This window comes from Stenotrophomonas sp. pho (genome assembly GCF_006228405.1).
Lineage (GTDB): Bacteria > Pseudomonadota > Gammaproteobacteria > Xanthomonadales > Xanthomonadaceae > Stenotrophomonas > Stenotrophomonas sepilia.
In genome coordinates, this window is record NZ_CP029759.1 from 4,366,632 (window position 1) to 4,385,561 (window position 18,930).

The 18,930-nt window shown below is 67.4% G+C and carries 13 protein-coding genes, 1 tRNA gene and 1 pseudogene; 8 read left to right on the forward strand and 7 right to left on the reverse strand.

The features are described from left to right. Positions 1-67 precede the first annotated feature (67 nt). Positions 68-607, reverse strand: a complete 540-nt coding sequence (locus DL544_RS20390; protein WP_065177857.1) for a pseudouridine synthase — start codon at positions 605-607, stop codon at positions 68-70. A gap of 241 nt (positions 608-848) precedes the next feature. Continuing rightward, the gene (locus DL544_RS20395; RefSeq protein ID WP_139727978.1) at positions 849-1,706 is read right to left on the reverse strand and encodes a class I SAM-dependent methyltransferase; all 858 of its coding nucleotides are present in this window, start codon (positions 1,704-1,706) and stop codon (positions 849-851) included. 168 nt (positions 1,707-1,874) lie between these two features. Between DL544_RS20395 and DL544_RS20400 the strand changes: the two genes are divergently transcribed. From DL544_RS20400 to DL544_RS20415, 4 genes are all read left to right on the forward strand, one after another. After that, the gene (locus tag DL544_RS20400) at positions 1,875-2,831 is read left to right on the forward strand and encodes an aldo/keto reductase (protein WP_139727981.1); all 957 of its coding nucleotides are present in this window, start codon (positions 1,875-1,877) and stop codon (positions 2,829-2,831) included. A 682-nt stretch (positions 2,832-3,513) separates the two neighbouring features. Further along, a tRNA-Gln gene (locus DL544_RS20405) sits at positions 3,514-3,584 on the forward strand. Between the two features lie 357 nt (positions 3,585-3,941). After that, positions 3,942-5,066: a slipin family protein gene (locus DL544_RS20410; protein ID WP_065177854.1), complete on the forward strand. Its 1,125-nt coding sequence runs from the start codon at positions 3,942-3,944 to the stop codon at positions 5,064-5,066. A gap of 56 nt (positions 5,067-5,122) precedes the next feature. Continuing rightward, positions 5,123-6,343 (forward strand): RtcB family protein, encoded by a 1,221-nt coding sequence (locus DL544_RS20415; protein WP_139727983.1) that lies wholly within the window; start codon positions 5,123-5,125, stop codon positions 6,341-6,343. A 109-nt stretch (positions 6,344-6,452) separates the two neighbouring features. Here the strand turns inward: DL544_RS20415 and DL544_RS20420 are convergent, their stop codons facing one another. Next, on the reverse strand, positions 6,453-7,358 hold the full coding sequence (locus tag DL544_RS20420) for an NAD(P)/FAD-dependent oxidoreductase (RefSeq protein ID WP_065177852.1): 906 nt from the start codon (positions 7,356-7,358) through the stop codon (positions 6,453-6,455). Continuing rightward, a pseudogene (locus tag DL544_RS20425) lies at positions 7,348-7,801 on the reverse strand (Rrf2 family transcriptional regulator). Before DL544_RS20425 ends, DL544_RS20420 begins: the two are co-directional and overlap by 11 nt. 183 nt (positions 7,802-7,984) lie before the next feature. On the opposite strand from DL544_RS20425, the gene DL544_RS20430 reads away from it, so the two are divergent. Then, positions 7,985-10,105: a methyl-accepting chemotaxis protein gene (locus tag DL544_RS20430; RefSeq protein ID WP_139727985.1), complete on the forward strand. Its 2,121-nt coding sequence runs from the start codon at positions 7,985-7,987 to the stop codon at positions 10,103-10,105. 246 nt (positions 10,106-10,351) lie between these two features. Next, positions 10,352-11,161, forward strand: a complete 810-nt coding sequence (gene dkgB, locus DL544_RS20435; protein WP_139727987.1) for a 2,5-didehydrogluconate reductase DkgB — start codon at positions 10,352-10,354, stop codon at positions 11,159-11,161. 115 nt (positions 11,162-11,276) lie between these two features. Here the strand turns inward: dkgB and DL544_RS20440 are convergent, their stop codons facing one another. After that, complete coding sequence (locus DL544_RS20440) at positions 11,277-11,984, reverse strand: alpha/beta fold hydrolase (protein WP_005420268.1); 708 nt, start codon at positions 11,982-11,984, stop codon at positions 11,277-11,279. Positions 11,985-12,123: 139 nt separating this feature from the next. Here DL544_RS20440 and DL544_RS20445 point away from each other — a divergent pair, with 139 nt between their 5' ends. Continuing rightward, positions 12,124-12,504, forward strand: a complete 381-nt coding sequence (locus DL544_RS20445; protein ID WP_065185897.1) for a YbjQ family protein — start codon at positions 12,124-12,126, stop codon at positions 12,502-12,504. A 55-nt stretch (positions 12,505-12,559) separates the two neighbouring features. Here DL544_RS20445 and DL544_RS20450 read toward each other — a convergent pair whose 3' ends face one another. Together DL544_RS20450 and mgtE are read right to left on the reverse strand one after the other, a co-directional pair. Next, the gene (locus tag DL544_RS20450; RefSeq protein WP_005420272.1) at positions 12,560-15,286 is read right to left on the reverse strand and encodes a bifunctional acetate--CoA ligase family protein/GNAT family N-acetyltransferase; all 2,727 of its coding nucleotides are present in this window, start codon (positions 15,284-15,286) and stop codon (positions 12,560-12,562) included. A gap of 149 nt (positions 15,287-15,435) precedes the next feature. Continuing rightward, entirely contained in the window at positions 15,436-16,806 is a 1,371-nt protein-coding gene (gene mgtE / locus DL544_RS20455; RefSeq protein WP_005420274.1) for a magnesium transporter, read from the reverse strand. Between the two features lie 343 nt (positions 16,807-17,149). Between mgtE and DL544_RS20465 the strand changes: the two genes are divergently transcribed. Continuing rightward, a complete protein-coding gene (locus tag DL544_RS20465) occupies positions 17,150-18,928 on the forward strand; it encodes a monovalent cation:proton antiporter-2 (CPA2) family protein (RefSeq protein ID WP_065177846.1) in 1,779 nt (592 codons plus the stop codon). Positions 18,929-18,930 lie beyond the last annotated feature (2 nt).

The following is an 18,930-nucleotide window of genomic DNA, read 5'->3' on the forward strand; positions in this document are numbered from 1 at the left end:
GGAAGGGCTCTGACCGCAAGGCACTGCATGAGGGCCGGACGCCGCAAGGCCTCCGGCCCTTTCTGTGTCAACCAATCTGCCGCCACTGCCCGGGCTGCAGGTCCTCCAGCCGGTACGGTCCCATCGACACCCGCACCAGTCGCAACGTCGGCAGGTTCACCGCTGCAGTCATCCGCCGCACCTGGCGGTTGCGGCCCTCGCGGACCGTGATCGCCAGCCAGCTGTCCGGCACGGTCTTGCGGAAACGTACCGGCGGATCGCGCGTCCACAGCGTCGGCGCCGGGTCGAGGCGCTCGATCTTCGCCGGCAGGGTCGGTCCATCGTTGAGCACAACGCCATCGCGCAGCTGTTGCAGCTGCTCGTCACCGGGCGTGCCTTCCACCTGCACCCAGTAGGTCTTGTCGGCCTTGTGCCTGGGGTCGGTGAGCTTGTGCGCCAGCGTGCCGTTGTCGGTCAGCAGCAGCAGGCCCTCGCTGTCATGGTCCAGGCGGCCGGCGGCATACACGCGCGGCGGCAGGCCGAACCCGGCCAGGGTCGGCCGCGGCGGCACGCTGCGGTCGGTGAACTGGCAGAGCACGTTGAAGGGCTTGTTGAAGGCGATCAGCATTGCAGGCACGGCGGGCGGCGGGTAAGGCATTGTCCCACGCCTCGCGCCAGGCGACTGTAGAACCGGAGGCAGCGGCAGGAGCCGCTGCCAACGTCGCATGCGACGATCCGAAGGGTGCCGGTCAGGACGGCCGGCATTGCCCACGCTCGGCTGCTGTTGTGCTCCGTCGCGCTGCGCGCGATGAGCCGAGCATCGGCTCGGCTCTACAGGGCAATCCGCGCTGGCAATACGGCGTGCCGGCTTACGGCTTGATGAAGCGCAGGGTCATGCGGTCGCTTTCACCGATCGCCTGGTACTTCGCATCATCGGCCTTGTCGTGCTGGTTGGTCGGCGGCAGCGTCCACACGCCATTGGGGTGGTCCTTGGTGTCGCGCGGGTTGGCGTTGACCTCGCTGCGCGCGTCCAGCCTGAAGCCGGCGGCCTCGGCCATTGCGATCACCTGCTGCTGGCCGACATAGCCGGTGTCATCGTCGTCGGCCACGTCGGCCTTGGCGCGATGCTCGACCACACCCAGCACGCCACCCGGCTTGAGCACGTTGAAGAAGCCCTGGAACATGCCCTGCGCCTGGCCGGCCTTGCGCCAGTTGTGCACGTTGCGGAAGGTCAGCACCACGTCGGCTGAATTGGCCGGGCCGAACACCGGCTTGGCCGGATCGTAGGCGACGACGGCGGTCCTGCCGAACTGCGCGGGTGCACCGGCGTACTTCTTTTCCAGGCTGTCGCGGCTGCGCTGCTGGTAGTCGCGGCCGCGACCCTCGGGCACCGCCATCGGATCGACCACGGCAGCCACATAGTGGCCCTTGTCATGCAGCAGCGGCGCCAGGATCTCCGAGTACCAGCCGTTGCCGGGGGTGATCTCGATGACGGTCTTTCCCGGTGCCACCTTGAAGAACGACAGCGTCTGCGCCGGATGGCGGAAGCCATCGCGCTTGACGTTGTTGGCATCGCGGGTGGGCGCCTTTACCGCCGCGTCGATGGCCGGCAAGACCTCGATCTTCGCCGGTACCACCGTGGCCGGTGCAGCGAACGCGGGAACAGCGGCAAGCAGGGCCGAAGCAAGCAGCAGGCGGCAACCACGCAGGGACGAAGCAGGCATCATCGGGACGACTCCAGCGGAAGATGCGGCGAGACTAGCAGTCGCAGCGTCCCAGGTGTTCACAAAACGTTAGCGGCGAGCGCGTCGCGGAACACTGTTTTGTGGTCGTCGCCGCAGCACGGTCACACATCGCGTTCTATTCTGGAACACTTCCCCAAGGAGTCCGTGCCCATGACGGCAACCCGCGAACTGGGCCGTTCCGGCCTGCATGTACGTCCGCTCGCCTTCGGTGGCAACGTGTTCGGCTGGAGCGCCGATGAGAAGGCCAGCTTCGCCCTGCTCGATGCCTTCGTCGATGCCGGCTTCAACCTGGTCGACACCGCCGACGTTTACTCGGCCTGGGTGCCGGGCAATGTCGGCGGCGAATCGGAGACGCTGATCGGCAAGTGGTTTGCCCGCAGCGGCAAGCGCGACAAGGTGGTGCTGGCAACCAAGGTGGCCAAGTGGGCCGAACGCCCCGGCCTGACCCCGGACAACATCAATGCGGCGGTCGAGGATTCGCTGCGCCGGCTGCAGACCGACGTGATCGATCTGTACCAGGCCCACGAGGATGACGAGTCGACGCCGCTGGAAGCCACGCTGGCCGCATTCGGCCGCCTGATCGAGGCCGGCAAGGTGCGTGCGATCGGTGCTTCCAACTACAGCGCCACGCGCCTGGCCGATGCGCTGAAGATGTCCACCGACTACAAGTTGCCGCGTTACGAAACCCTGCAACCGGAGTACAACCTGTATGACCGCGCCGGCTACGAAAAGGAACTGGAACCGCTGGTGCAGCGCGAGCAGATCGGTGTGATCGGCTACTACGCGCTGGCCAGTGGCTTCCTCAGCGGCAAGTACCGCACGCCGGCCGATGCCGCCAAGAGCCCGGCGCGTGGCGAGACGGTGGTGAAGCGCTATCTGAACCCGCGCGGCCTGCGCATCCTGCAGGCGCTGGATGACGTAGCCAGCAAGCACAGCGCCAGCGCTGCGCAGATCGCACTGGCCTGGCAGATCGCGCGGCCGTCGATCACCGCGCCGATCGTCAGCGCCACCAGCGTCGAACAGCTGCACGACCTGCTGGCCGCAGCCAACGTATCGCTGAGCGTGCAGGATGTCGCGCAGCTGGATGCCGCCAGCGCCGAATCATGAGACCCGGTTGTGCCGGCCGCTGGCCGGCATGACACAGTCAGGTAGTGCCGGTCGCTGGCCGGCATCGCGCGGTAAAGAAGGAAATAATTGAACAAAATGGTTGCGCGCGACTAAATCGTGGTTTATCGTGCGCACCTCGTTTCAACACCCACGGGAAACTTCCCTTGAACGCGCATTCCGTCGCCATCGCCAAACTGCTGCCATGCCTGCGCATGGACCGGCCGGCGCGCGCGTTCGGCAAGGAAGACCAGCTGACAACGGCCTGATGCCCGCCCTGCGGAGATCGGCCACCCCGATCTCCGAGGCCTGACGACGCCCTCGGAACGCAAGTCCCGGGGGCGTTTTCGTTTGCGTCGGCACAAGGACCCGCGATGCCAGAACTGCACCCCGCGCGGCGACCCGCCGCTCACTGATCCAGGTTTTTCTGCCGCGCCGGAGGATTTTCTCCGCGTGCACGGCAACGCCTGGACATTATCTGCATCGCACCCAAACATTATCGCTCGCCGATAATGTCGGTGGCCTGCACCCTCGACTACCAACGGTCCCGTTTCAACCACGGGCTGGTGCGCGCGGCGTTGCCGTGGCGTATGCCGGAGGTCGCGGACATGCCATCGCCTGGATCGCCTGCTGGAGGCAGGCGCCGGTTCGCCGGTACGCGGTTCGATTCCGCGCGGTTCACCACTGGATAGCTCAGTCGGGTAGAGCAACGGATCCTGATTCCGTCTGTCGTGGGTTCGACTCCCACTCCAACCACATGACCTGTCACGTCATGACTTGAAGCAACACCTGGGGCGCAAGCCCCAGCGGCCATCGTCGCCGTCCACGGTCACTGCCTTCGGGCGGGGGCGTGGAAGGCAACGGACCGCACGCCGGGCCTCGGCCCGCTGTCACTGCCAGCCACGTTCCGCCCCGGTGCTGCCTGCCGGGAACGACGATGGCAGCACTGCCGGTGCACCGAAGGCTCCGCGCGCGGACCGTCCGCCGATGGCCGCCCTCTTCCGCTGCCTGCACGTGGTGTGCAGGCGGCCCCGCCACGACCCGATCGACCCGGGTCATGGCGATTCATCCGCAACGGGTCGAACCACCAGAGCCATACAAGGAGAGACTCCCATGTTCTGGACCATCAAGGTCGTGATCGGCGACGGCGAGCGCGGCCTGGTGTATCGCAACCGTCGTTTCCAGCAGATCCTGCTGCCGGGCGTGCACCGCCTGTCGCCGTTCGGCGGCCGCCCGCAGGTGGACATCCACACCGCATCGAAGGGCGCGGCCTACACCGGCAGCGACCAGGACAGCCTGATCGAGGCACTGGGCGCGCGGTTGGACACGCACTTCGTGCTGGCCAACGTCGGCGCCAGCGAAGTTGGCCTGTTGCTGCGCAATGGCCGCATCGATGAAGTGCTTCCGCCGGGCAGCCGCCGCCTGTACTGGCGCGGTTCTGTCGACACCCAGGTGCGCGTGATGGCACTGGGTGACGAGCCGCGCGTCCCGGCGGACGTGCAGCAGCGGCTGGGCCAGCTGGGCGTGCTGCCGCGTGTGGCGGTGATCAGCACCGTGCCGAGCGAGTCGGTGGGCCTGCTGTTCATCGATGGCACGCTGCGGCAGACGCTGGACGCCGGCCTGCACGCGTTCTGGAACTTCAACGGCAACGTGTCGGTGGAGCGTGTGGAGCTGCGTGCGCGGTCGCTGGACGTGTCCGGCCAGGAGCTGCTCAGCCGCGACAAGGTGACCCTGCGGGTGAACCTGGCCGCGACCGTGCAGGTGGTCGACCCGGTGCGCGCACACCGCTCGCTCAGCAATGCTGATGAGTTCATCTATCGTCAGCTGCAGTTCGGCCTGCGCCAGGCGATTGCCGCGCGCAGCCTGGACGAGCTGCTGGGTGACAAGGCGGCACTGGACGGTGAGATCGCCGCCCATGTGCAGGCCGCGATCGAGGGCCACGGTGTACGTCTGCTTGGCGTGGGCATCAAGGACGTGATCCTGCCGGGCGAGATGAAGGAGATTCTCAACGGCGTGGTGCTGGCCGAGAAGCAGGCCCAGGCCAGCGTGATCCGCCGCCGCGAGGAGGCCAATGCCACCCGTTCGCAGCTCAACACCGCAAAGCTGATCGAGGACAACCCGGTGTTGATGCGCCTGAAGGAGCTGGAGGCGCTGGAGAAGGTCACCGAGAAGATCGACAAGCTCACCGTGTTCGGCGGCCTGGACGGCGTGCTGAAGCAGCTGGTGACGATCAGGTAGGGGCTCGCGGTGGCGCAGGGACGCGCCGCCGGCCCATCAAGGACATACACGAAGACATGGACACTCAATACAATTATCAATGGCTGCATGCCGAGGGCAGCACGCCGATCAAAGGCTGGGTCAACGGCGTGCCACTGGAGGCGCAGGCGCATGAGCAGCTGCGCAACATCGCCGCGATCCCGTTCGTCGGCCCGTGGGTGGCGGTGATGCCGGACGTGCACCTGGGCAAGGGCGCGACCGTCGGCTCGGTGATCCCGACCCGCGGTGCAATCATCCCGGCGGCGGTCGGCGTCGACATCGGCTGCGGCATGGCGGCCGTGCGCACCACGCTGCGCGCCAACGACCTGCCCGATGACCTGCGGCAGCTGCGCAACAGCATCGAGCGCAGCATCCCGGTCGGCAACGGGCGCGGCGGCGAGCATCAGCGCATGCCCGACAGCATCCACACCCGGCTGGTGCAGTCCGGGCTGGCCGTCGGCCTGGAGAAGATCAAGGACAGGCACCGCAGGATCCGCACCGACAAGCTCGACCGCCAGCTCGGTACGCTGGGTGGCGGCAACCACTTCATCGAACTGTGCCTGGACGAGACGGATACGGTGTGGGTGATGCTGCACAGCGGGTCGCGCGGTACCGGCAACCTGATCGGTACCTACTTCATCGAGAAGGCGCGCGAGGAACTGGCCCGGCGCGTGCTGGGCTTCCACCTGCCGGACAAGGACCTGGCGTTCTTCATGGAAGGCGAGCCGCTGTTCGATGACTACGTCGAAGCCGTGTCGTGGGCACAGGACTACGCCCGGCAGAACCGCGAGGCGATGATGTCGCGCGTGCTGGCCGAGATGCGCCACCGGCTGCCGAAGTTCCAGCTGGCGGCGATGGCAGTGAACTGCCACCACAACTACGTGCAGAAGGAAACGCACCACGGACAGGAGCTGCTGGTGACGCGCAAGGGGGCCGTCAGTGCCCGCGAGGGTGAGCTGGGCATCATTCCCGGCAGCATGGGCACGCGCAGTTACATCGTGCGTGGCAAGGGCAACGCGGACAGCTTCCACAGCTGCAGCCACGGTGCCGGCCGGGTGATGAGCCGTGGCGCCGCGCGCCAGCAGATCACGCTGGCCCAGCATCGCGAGGCCACCGCGCATGTGGAATGCCGCAAGGACAGCGGCGTGCTGGACGAGTCACCGGCCGCGTACAAGTCGATCGACGATGTGATGGCCGCGCAGCTGGACCTGGTCGACGTGGTGCACACGCTGCGCCAGGTGTTGTGCGTGAAGGGGTAATGGAGCGGTGCCGGCCAAGGCCGGCACCCACCGCACCCAATTGCAGTAGATCCACGCCATGCGTGGATGGAACGGCGCCGACCAAGGTCGGCCTCTACCTGTGCAACGTTCAGCGCGCGCTGCTGTCCTCGGCCACCAGCGCGTGGTGCACGCCGATACCTGCCCGCACGCCCTCGGCAGCGGCCAACGTGATGTTGCCGACCGTGGTCGCATCGCCTGCGGCATACACGTTCGGCACCGAGGTCTGCTTCATCGCATCGACCTCGATCAGCACGCCCAACGGGCTCTCGGCCAGCACGCAGCCGAGCTGCTGCACCAGCGGCGTGGCCATCGCCTGGGTGGCCGGCACGAACAGCGCACGCTGGGCGATGCGGCGGCCATCGGCCAGCTCCACTTCCAGCCAGGTCGGCTGGTCGCCCTGCACGCCCAGCACCGGCGACGTCTCGATCCGCACGCCACGCTGCTGCATGGCAGCCCGTTCCTCATCGGTGATCGGCAGGCCCTGGCTGAAGAAGGTGACATTGCCCCAGTCGGCAAACAGCGGCGCCTTGCCGGCGGACATCGGATGCCCACCAAGCAGCCCGATGGCGCCACCGCCCACTTCGTAACCGTGGCAATAGGGGCAGTGCAGCACGGTGCTGCCCCAGCGCTCGGCCAGCCCGGGCAGCTCCGGCAGCTGGTCGGCGATACCGCTTGCCAGCAGCAGCTTGCGCGCGGCGAGCACCTGCCCATCGGCGGTTCGCACTTCCACACCCTCTGCGCCGGCGGTGGCCTGCACGGCCTCGGCATGCACCCAGCGCACGCTGGGGTAGTCCAGCAGCTGCTGGCGCGCGGCCTTCAGCAGCTCGGCACCGCTGATGCCATCCAGCCCCAGCACCCCGTGCGAATGGCTGGCGAAACGATTGCGCGGCAAACCGGCGTCGATGACGGTGACCGGGCGGCGGGCACGGGCCAGGATCAGGCCCGCAGCAATGCCGGCATAACTGCCGCCGACGATGAGCACATCAGGATTCATGGTGACCTTCCAGGGAGCGGTGATGGCGAGGTGGCGGCGAAGTCGGCGCCGAGCTTGTCCAGTGTGGTCGCCCGCAGGCGCTGTTCGAGCAGGCGCTGTGCTTCGCGTGCACCCTCCAGCAAAGCGCTGTTGACCAGCTGCTGGATCGGGCAGCCGCCGCCGGAATCGCGGGCGCCGACCTGCACCAGCGGTGGTGCGCCCACAGCCAGATAGATGTCATGCAGGGTGATCGTTGCAGCATCACGGGCCAGGTGGCTGCCACCGCCATGGCCACGGGCGCTGCGAACCAGGCCCGCCCTGTGCAGCTGCGCCAGCAGACGGCGGATCACCACCGGATGGGTCGGCAGGCAGGACGCCAGCTGCTCGGAGGTGCGCGGGCCGTCCTGGCCGACCAGATGCGCCATCACGTGCAGGGCGTCGGAGAGCGGGTTCGCGGTCTTCATGTAACTACGATAGTTACATTTATATCCCCTGTCCAGGGTCCACATTCGTTCCATACGGACACATTTGTCCTATGAAACAGTTCCTTCACATCACTAAACGAAACGCCAATGTGATTTCCGTCGCACTTCAGCGGGAGCTTGGCGGGTCGATACCGCAATGCCCCTTCCCGAGAGTGCTTCCCCATGAATGCGTCTGTCCGTGCTCCGCGCCTGCAGTCCAAGCTGCTCGGCGCGGTGTCTGTTGGCTTGGCCGTGGTCCTGCTGTGCGCGCTGGCTGGCCTGGCCTCCGCCTGGTTCAAGTTGTCCACCGAGGTTCCGCCCGAAGTCACGCACAGCCGCGACGCCGAACGCCTGCAGCGTGAGTTCCGCGGCCAGGTGCAGGAATGGAAGAACGTGCTGCTCCGCGGCCACGACGACGCGTTGCGTCAGCGCCACCTGGACGCCTTCGACAACGAAGGCCAGCTGGTCGAACAGCTGGCCAAGGGCCTGGTGACCAGCCCGGACGCGCGCACGCGTGAACTGGCGCAGGCGTTCATCGGCCTGCACGCGCAGCTGCAGCAGGACTATCACGCGGCGCTGCAGGCATTTGCCGCGGCCGGCTACGATCCCGCCGCCGGCGACACCCTCGTGCGCGGCAAGGATCGCGCGGTGGCGACCGCACTGGATGCATTGAGTACGCATGCCACGCAGGTGGCCGAAGCGGCGCTGGCGGCACGTTCGCAGCAGGCGCGGCAGACCCTGCTGCTGTGCGCGTCATTGACGGTGCTGGCCGCGGTGCTGTTGCTGATCGGCCTGGCCTGGTGGCTGCGGCGCGCCGTCGTGCAGCCGGTACTGGCGGTGGAAGCCGCTGCACGCGCAGTGGCTGCCGGCGATCTGCAGCACGTGGTGCAGGTGCGCAGCCGCGACGAGATCGGACGCCTCGCCCAAGCGATGCAGGCGTTGCAGTCCACGCTGCGCGGCGTGCTGGATGCGCAGGCCGCGATGGCCCAGGCGCACGAGGCCGGCACCATCAGCCATCGCATGGACGCCGCTGCCTTCCCCGGCGCGTTCGGCACCATGGTGGCCGACTGCAACACGCTGGTCGACGCGCACATCCGGGTGAAGATGCGCGCGATCTCGATCATGGGCCGCTACGCCGTCGGCGACCTCAGCCAGGACATGGAACGCCTGCCCGGCGAGAAGGCAGTGATCACCGAAGCGCTGGATGCGGTCAAGCACAACCTCGGGGCGATCAACGGCGAGATCCGCCGCCTGGCCGAAGCGGCGGCCGCCGGTGACTTCAGCCAGCGCGGCGACAGCGCGCGCTTCGAGCATGACTTCCGCGCGATGGTCGATGGCCTGAACCGCCTGATGCAGACCACAGAACTGAACCTCGGCGAAGTCTCGACGATGCTGCGCGCGATCGCCGATGGCCGCCTCGGTGCACGCATGCACGGTGATTTCCAGGGTGTGTTCGCGCGTATCGCCGGCGATGCCAATACCACCGCCACGCAGCTGGCGACCATCGTCACCGACATCAAGCACGCCTCCGGCAACATCCACACCGCCGCCGCGGAGATCGCCGCCGGCAACAATGACCTGTCGCGCCGTACCGAGCAGCAGGCCGCCAATCTGGAAGAGACCGCGGCATCCATGGAAGAGCTGACCTCCACCGTGCGCCAGAATGCCGAGCACGCGCGCCAGGCCAACCAACTGGCGATCGGTGCACAGAGTGTCGCCTCACACGGTGGCAGCGTGGTCGGGCAGGTGGTGGCGACCATGGGTGCGATCGAAACGTCGTCGCGGCAGATCGCCGAGATCATCAGCGTGATCGATGGCATCGCGTTCCAGACCAACATCCTGGCGCTGAACGCTGCGGTGGAAGCGGCACGCGCCGGTGAGCAGGGCCGCGGATTCGCGGTTGTCGCCAGCGAAGTGCGCACCCTGGCGCAGCGCTCTGCGGCGGCGGCAAAGGAGATCAAATCGCTGATCGAGGCGTCGGTGGAACAGGTCGGTGAGGGTGCGCAGCGCGTGCGCGAGGCCGGTGACACCATGGCCGAGATCGTCGCCTCGGTGCAGCGCGTGACCGACATCATGGCCGAGATCTCCGCGGCGTCGCAGGAGCAGAGCGCAGGCATCGAACAGGTCAGCCAGACGGTGATCCAGATGGACGGCACCACCCAGCAGAACGCCGCGCTGGTGGAAGAAGCCAGCGCCGCGGCGCGCAGCCTGGAACAGCAGGCGAACCGGTTGATCGATGCGGTGGATGTGTTCGACCTGTCGGCCACGGCGACAGCGAAGGACGCGTTGGCGCGCGCAGCCTGAGTGATCCGGTTGCCGGCCAGCGGCCGGCACCACCGTGGAGCGCGGACGGGGGTAGTGCCGGCCGCTGGCCGGCAGCGTCCAACGCTACATGGGTGGCGGCATGAACAGTGCGGACCAACGTTCCGCACTCATTACGGCCTGTGGTCGTACACGGCAGTGCAATGCACCGTTGCCGGCATGCACACGGCCGCTGACCTACCCTTTCGTGGATAGTCCCGTCTCCCTCCCCCACTGCTGGAGCCCCTCATGACAGTCCCCGCCTTCGGTCTCGGCACTTTCCGCCTCAAAGACCAGACCGTGATCGATTCCGTGCGCAACGCGCTGGAGGTCGGCTACCGCGCCATCGACACCGCGCAGATCTACGGCAACGAAGCCGAAGTCGGCCAGGCCATCGCCGATTCCGGCGTGCCGCGCGATGAGATCTACCTGACCACCAAGGTCTGGATCACCGCGTTCAAGCGCGAAGCGCTGCTGGCCAGCCTGCGTACCAGTCTGGAAAAGCTGCGTACCGATCATGTGGACCTGACGCTGATCCACTGGCCGTCGCCGAACGGCAAGGTCGACGTGCCGATGGAGGAGTACCTGACCGCACTGGCCGAGGCCAAGGCACAGGGCCTGACGAAGGAGATCGGCATCTCCAACTTCACCATCGCGCAGACCCGCAAGGCGATCGGCATCCTGGGTGCCGGCGCCATCGCCACCAACCAGATCGAGATCCACCCGTACCTGCAGAACCGCCTGCTGGTGAAATTCCTGCAGGACAACGGCGTCCACATCACCGCCTACATGAGCCTGGCCTATGGTGAGGTAATCAAGGACCCGGTGATCCAGGCCATCGCCGGCCGCCACCAGGCCACGCCGGCGCAGGTCGCGCTGGCCTGGGCGCTGCAGCAGGGCTTCTCGGTCATTCCGTCCTCGACCAAGCGCGAGAACCTGGCCAGCAACCTGGAGGCAGCAGCGATCCGCCTGACCGACGAAGACATGGCACAGATCGCCAAGCTCGACCGCGGCCATCGCCTTGCCAACCCGGAAGGCATCGCCCCAGCCTGGGATTGATTCCAACGACGGCGCGCAACTGCTCTGGTAGACGCCGACCCTGGTCGGCGCAGACGTCTGACCGATCGATGAAACACCGTGCCGACCAAGGTCGGCACCTACCAGAACGCGGGGATCATCCCCTGCCCTGCAACAACCACCCACGCATTGCCGCACTGACCTCGTCCGGTTTCTCCATCGGCGCCAGGTGCCCGCAATCGGGCACCACCACCAGCTGCGAGTGCGGCACCATCGCGCGCATTTCCTCGCTCACCGCGAGTGGCGTAATGCGGTCATTGGCGCCACACACGATCAACAGCGGATCACGGTAACCGGCCAGCACATCATGGCCATCGCGGCGTTCCAGTGCGCTCTGGCGCAGGAACACTTCCGCGCCCAGGCGGGCGGTCATGTCACGCACACGTTGCACCAGCACGTAATCATCCAGCCGCGAGGCATCGATGTAGCTGCGCATCAGCACATCACCGAAACCATGGAACTTGCCGGGTAGGCGCACGCTGGCACGTTGGCTGCGGCGCTGCTCGGCCCGCTCGGGTGAGTCGGCGTGGATGGAGGTATCAATCAGCGCCAGCTGCAGGACCCGCTCCGGCGCGATGCGCAGGATCTGCTGGGCCACGAAGCCGCCCAGCGAGAACCCGGCCAGCGCAAAGCGCTCCGGTGCCTGCGCCAGCACGTCTTCGGCCACCGCCTGCAGGGTCTCGCCACGGGTCTGGTCGCCCACGGTGCAGTCGGCGATATCGGCCAGGTCGGCCAGCTGCGCGCGCCACAGCTCGGCATCGTTGAGCAGGCCGGGCAGCAGCAACAGGGGGATACGGTCGGTCATGGGGATATTGTCGCGCCAGCACGGTGACGGAACCATGCCGCAACGGGCGATTGCGTTGTAGAGTCGCGCCATGCTCGACTGCAGCACAGCCCGTCGAGCATGGCTCGACTCTACAGAAGGCAGCGACACGGACGCGACCATGGCAGACCCCTACAACAGCGGCACCCCTTCCCCGCCGGCACTGCGCTTCGACGATGCGCTGGTCACCACCGCCTTCGAGCTGCCCGGCCATCGCGTCGTGCGCAACCTCGGCGTGGTGCGCGGTATCACCGTGCGCTCGCGTTCGATCGTCGGCAACTTCCTGGGCGGTATCCAGACGCTCTTCGGTGGCAACATCACCATCTACACCGAGCTGTGCGAACAGGCTCGCGAGGAAACCTACCGCGACATGGTCAAGCACGCGCGGCAGCTGGGTGCCAACGCGATCATCGGCATGCGCTACGACGCCACTGATGTGATGACCGGGCTGACCGAAGTGCTGTGCTATGGCACGGCGGTGGTGGTAGAGCCGGTGCGGTGATGCAGCCGCCAAGCGTACGCAAAAGCAGCCGAGCGTAGGCTCGGCTCTACAGGAATTACGCCACCGGCGGCACGTCGGGCACCTCGACCTGCTGCACCGGCAAGGTCACCATCATCACCGTCGGGTCGTCCGGGTCCAGCCTGGTCTTGAATCCCAGGCTCTGGCACATCGCCAGCATGGTGCTGTTTTCGCGCAGCACCTGGCCTTCGACCACGTCCAGGCCCAGCCACTTCGCGTACTCGATCATGATCGCCATCAGCCGCCAGCCGATGCCGTGGCCCTTCAGGTCCGAGCGGATCAGGATGCCGTACTCGCCACGGTGGTAATCGGCATCGGCGTGCAGGCGCACTGCGCCCAGCATCTCGCCGCTGCGCGGTTCGATCGCTACCAGCGCGATCGAGCGCGCGTAGTCGAGCTGGGTCAGGCGCGCGATGAATTCGTGGCTGAAGTGCTTCACCGACTGGAAGAAGCGCAGGCGCAGGTCTTCGTCGCTGACGCGGGCGAAGAACGCGCGGAACAGCGCATCGTCTTCCGGCCGCACCGGGCGGACGAACGCGCGGCCGCCATCGGACAGTTCGATGGTGCGCTCCCACTCCTTCGGGTACGGGAACACCGAGAAGCGCGGATGCCCGCGGCCCTTGTGCAGGATGCGCGACGGTGCCACTGCCACGCGCGCGTCGAGGGCGAGGATGCCCTTGCCGTCGACCAGCAGCGGGTTGATGTCCAGCGTACGCACTTCGGGAATGTCGGCGGCCAGCTGTGCCAGCTTGACCAGTGCCAGCGCCAGTGCGCGCTCGTCGGCGGCGGGCACATCGCCGTAGGCCTTGAGGATGCGCGAAGCGCGGGTCTGGCCGATCAGCTCGTGGGCCAGGCGCAGGTCCAGCGGCGGCAGGGCCAGCGCCTTGTCGTTGATCACTTCGACGGCGGTTCCGCCGCGTCCGACCACGATCACCGGGCCGAACGTCGCGTCATCGGCGATGCCGACAATCAGTTCGCGCGCCTTCGGGCGGACGATGGTCGGCTGTACCAGCAGGCCATCGATGCGCGCATCCGGCCGCAGCTGGCGCGCACGCGACAGGATCGCGTTGGCCGCGCTCTGCACCGCCGGCAGCGTGGACAGATTCAGGCGCACGCCGTCCACTTCGGACTTGTGCGGAATGTCCGGCGACAGGATCTTCAGCGCTACGGACGCACCGCGTTCCAGCAGTGGCTGCGCCAGGTCCATCGCCTCATGCGCATCGCGCGCATGCATCACCGGCGCCGACGGGATGCCGTAGGCCTTGAGCAGCTCGTGCGTGGCCAGCGGGTCCAGCCACTGCTGGCCGTTGGCCAGCGCGGCATCGACCAGTGCGCGCGCGGTGGCTGTGTCGACGCTGAAGTCCTGCGGCAGGCTGGGCGGCGTTTCCATCAACGCGTTCTGTGCCTCGCGGTAGCGCACCAGGTGCTGGAAGCCCCGTACTGCTTCGGCCTCGGTCGGATAGGTCGGCACTCGTGCTGCGTTGAGCGTGGCGGTGGCCTGGTCGTCGTTGCCCAGCCACACCGCGAACACCGGCTTGTCGCGATGATGGCGCGGGCGCAGGCCGAGCGTGCGGGTGAGGGCCTGCGCCGCGTCGGCGGACGAGGTAAACGCGGTTGGCACGTTGACCACCATCACCGCATCGTTCTCGTTGTCGGCCAGCAGTGCTTCGATGGCCGACGCATAGCGGTCACCATCGGCGTCGACCACGATGTCCACCGGATTGCTGCGCGACCAGCCCTGCGGCAGCACCGCATCGAGCTTCTCCACCGTGCTGTCGGAAAGGGTGGCCAGCGTGCCACGCAGCGCGATCAGTTGGTCCACGGCCAGGCGGCCGACACCGCCGCCATTGCTGAGAATGGCCAGGCGGCGACCGGGAAAGGTTCCCAGCCGCCCCAGCGATTCGGCAGCAGTGAACAGTTCGTCCAGCGCACCCACGCGCAGCAGGCCGGCACGATTGAAGGCCGCACCATACACATCATCGGCACGCGCCAGGGCCTGCACATGGGTATCGCGGCTGCCCGGCTGCACGCGCTCGGCGCGACCGGACTTCACCACCACCACCGGCTTGGCGCGGGCGGCGGCACGCGCGGCCGACATGAACTTGCGCGCGTCCTTGATCTGCTCGACATACAGCAGGATGGCGCGGGTGCGGTAGTCCGTGGCGAAGTAGTCGAGCAGGTCGCCGAAGTCGACGTCCATCGTGTCGCCCAGCGAAACCACGGCGGAGAAGCCCACCGAGCGCGCCACGCCCCACTCCACCAGCGCGGCGGCAATGGCCGAGGATTCGGAGATCAGCGCGAGGTCGCCGGCCTGCGGGAAGTGCGCGGCGATGCTGGCATTGAGTCGCGCGTGCGGCGCGATGACGCCCAGGCAATGCGGCCCGAGGATGCGCAGGCCATGCTTGCGCGCCACCGCCTCTACCTGTGCGGACAACGAACCCGGGCCTTCGCCCAGGTGCGCGGTGAGGATGATCGCCGCCTGCACGCCACGCTCTGCAGCTGTACGCACCACTTGCGGCACGATCGCCGCCGGCGCGGTGATCACCACCAGGTCGGGCACCCAGTCCAGGTCCTTCAAGCGCTTGACCGTGCGGATGCCATCGATCTCGGCGTGCCGCGGGTTGATCCACGCCACCTTGCCGGGGAAGCCGGTGCCGCGCAGGTTGCGCATCACTGCGCGGCCGGCCGAACGCTCACGCGGGCTGCCGCCGATCACCGCGACCGACTGCGGACGGAATACGGACTGCAGGTGGTAGGTACTCATGCGCCTACGGTACCCAAATTCCGTGGCGATGGGGTCGGAGGAAGGGTCGGATCCCTTTTCGCAGGAAAGGGCTCCGACCCCTGCTGCGGATATCCGGGGTCAGAGCCCTTCGCTGCGCGAAGGGATCCGACCCCGGCGTGCACGTTTTGTTACAGCAGCGTGCCGTGCAGGATCAGCGCGGCGATGCTGAAATAGATCACCAGGCCGGTCACATCCACCAGGGTGGCCACGAACGGGGCCGAGGCGCTGGCCGGGTCGAAGCCGAGGCGCTTCAGGACGAAGGGCAGCATCGAGCCGGACAGCGAACCAAAGGTGACGATGCCGACCAGCGCGGCGCCGATGGTGATCGCCAGCAGGATCCAGTGCTCGCCGTAGTCATGCAGGCCACCCAGCTGCCAGATCACGATGCGCACGATCGCCAGGCAGCCGAGGATGGCACCCAGCACCATGCCGGTCGGGATCTCGCGGATGGCCACCTTCCACCAGTCGCGCAGGCGCAGTTCGCGCAGCGCCAGGCTGCGGATCAACAGCGAGGTGGCCTGCGAGCCGGAATTTCCGCCCGAACTCATGATCAACGGGATGAACAGGGTCAGCACCACCGCGCGCGCCAGTTCGTCCTCGTAGTGCTGCATCGCACTGGCCGTCAGCATCTCGCCCAGGAACAGCACGCTCAGCCAGCCGGCACGCTTGCGCAGCATCTCGAAGAAGCCGATCTGCATATAGGGCTTGTCCAGCGCTTCCATGCCGCCGAACTTGTGCGCGTCCTCGGTGGATTCCTCGATCAGCGCATCGAGCACGTCGTCCACGGTGACGATGCCGAGCATCTGCTGCTGCGCGTCGACCACCGGGATCGCCAGCAGGTCGTGACGGCGGATCAGCCGCGCCACTTCTTCCTGGTCCATCAGCGCGTCCACCGTCACCGGCGGATTGACCTGGGCCACGTCCAGGATCGATTCCTCGGGCAGGCCGGTGATCAGCCGGCGCATGGTCACCACCTGCTGCAGCTGCTGGCTGGCCGGGTCCAGCACGTAGATCGCGTACACCGTTTCACGCGTGCGCTCGACCTGGCGGATGTGCTGCAGGGTCTGCGCCACGGTCCAGCTGGCGGGCACCGCCACGTATTCGGTGGTCATCAGCGCGCCGGCGGTGTTCGGCGGGTAGCTCAGCAGCTTCTGGATGACCTGGCGGGCGTCGGTGCCCAGCAGCGGGATCAGCCGCGCGCGTTCTTCCTCATCCAGCTCGTGGACGATGTCGGTGGCGCGGTCGTCAGCCATCAGCCCGAGCAGGGCAGCGGCGCGTGCCGGCGGCAGCGCGGCCACCAGCTCACCGCTGCGGTGCAGCTCCGGCGCTTCCAGCATCTTCACTGCACGCGGCAACGGCAGCGCGGCCAGCGTTTCCGCGGCGCGGGCCAGTTCCAATGTGTTGAGGAATTCCACCGCATCGGCGGTGTTGTAGTTCGCCAGCGGTGCGGCCAATGCGGCGGCATCGGCCACCGGGCGCAGCAATTGCTTCTGGTTCATCGGTTTTGCCTTGTGGGGGTGCGACCTCGCGCAACGCCAACGCAGGCAAACCGTCCCGATGTCAGGCGGTGGCCATCGCTGGCGTCGAACGAGGTCGACTTCTACTGTCGCTGGACATGGGTTGGGGACTCCGGAATGCGCGTGCCGGCGGTGCGCCGCCAGCGGCGGGCAGTCTGGACCCGCGGGCCATGCAGGTCAACCCGGCATCCCTGCGCCGGGCGCCTGCCGGCCGGTTGTTCTCGTGCATACACCAACCGGCGCGCATAATGGCCGGGTGGCGCTCGCCACGCTTTCCCCACCCGAACGGACGCACTGCGGGCTTCCCCGATGACCAGGTATTCCCATGCATAGCGGCGGTCTGGAACTGGCCCTGGTGCTGCTGCTGGCGGCGGTCATTGCCGTGCCGGTGTTCAAGAAGTTCGGCTTCGGCGCGGTGCTGGGCTACTTGGCGGCCGGCGTGGTGCTGGGCCCGGACGGGCTGGGCTTCGTGCAGGACGCCGACCGCATCCTCGGCGCGGCCGAGATCGGCGTGGTGATGCTGCTGTTCGTGATCGGCCTGGAGCTGTCGCCGGCACGCCTGAAGGTGATGCGGCGCTCGGTGTTCGGCGCGGGCGCGGCGCAGGTGGCGATGTCCGGGCTGGTGCTGGGCGGCCTGCTGCTGCTCGACCACTTCCAGTGGAAGAGCGCGCTGGTGGTCGGTGTTGCGCTGGCGCTGTCATCCACCGCGGTAGGCCTGCAGCTGCTGTCCGAGCACAAGGCGATCAACAGCGACCATGGCCGGCTGGGTTTTGCCATCCTGCTGTTCCAGGACCTGATCGCGATCCCGCTGCTGGCGGCCATCCCGCTGCTGGGCGGGGCGAAGAACGAGACCCTGCGCTGGGAAGACGCCGCCGTGGCCCTCGGCGCGCTGGCCGTGGTGATCCTGTGCGGGCGACCGGTGCTGCGCAAGGTGTTCAGCATCATCGCGCGCACCCGCAGCCCGGAAGTGTTCACCGCCACCGCCCTGCTGGTGGTGCTGGGCACTGCCTGGTTCATGCAGGAAGCGGGCCTCAGCCCCAGCCTGGGCGCGTTCCTGGCCGGGGTGCTGCTGTCCGATTCGGAGTTCCGGCACGAACTGGAAGCGCAGATCGAGCCGTTCAAGGGCCTGCTGCTGGGGCTGTTCTTCATCGCGGTGGGCATGGGCATCGATCTCGACCGCATCGCCGCAGAGCCGTGGCTGATCGCGGCCGGCGTGGCGATCCTGCTGGTGGTCAAGTTCAGCCTGCTGTATGTGATTGGCCGTATTGCAAAGCTCAGTCCGCGGCAGTCGCTGCTGCTGGGCAGCGTGCTGTGGCTGGGGGGCGAGTTCGCCTTCGTGGTGTTCAACGAAGCGCAGCGCGCGCACCTGCTGGGCAACGCCAATCACGATCGGCTGGTGGCGATCGTCGGCCTGTCGATGGCGATCACGCCACTGCTGATGATCGCGCTGCTCAAGCTGCTCGGCCAGGAGAAGGCTCCACCGCGCGGGACCGCCGAGGCCGACAAGGTGGCACCGGACAACCGGCCCAAGGTGCTGATCGCCGGCATGGGCCGCTTCGGCCAGGTGATCGCACGCCTGCTGACCGCACAGAAGGTGCCGTTCGTGGCGCTGGAGGCGAACCCGGACACGGTGGCCGACCTGCGCCGCTTCGGCAACCAGCTGTACTACGGCGACCCGACCCGCCCGGAGATGCTGCGTGCAGCGGGTGGCGAGCACATCGATGTGTTCGTCATCACCGTGGACGACCCGGAGACCAACCTGCGCGCGGTGCGCATGGTGCGCCGGCTGTACCCGGACGCGAAGGTGCTGGCGCGAGCGCGCAACCGCCAGCATGCGTGGCGCCTGATGGACATGTCGGCCGAGCCGTTCCGCGAAGTGTTCGGCACCAGCCTGGAGATGAGCGGGCGCGTGCTGACGGCGCTGGGCGTGGCACCAGACGTGGCCGAACGCCATGTGCAGCGCTTCCGTGAGCATGATGAGCAGCTGCTGCGTGACCAGTACCTGGTGTACGACGACGAGGCCGCGGTGATCCAGACCTCGCGTGATGCGCGCAACGACCTGATGCACCTGTTCGAGGCCGACGCGGAAAGGGACGACAAATAGGC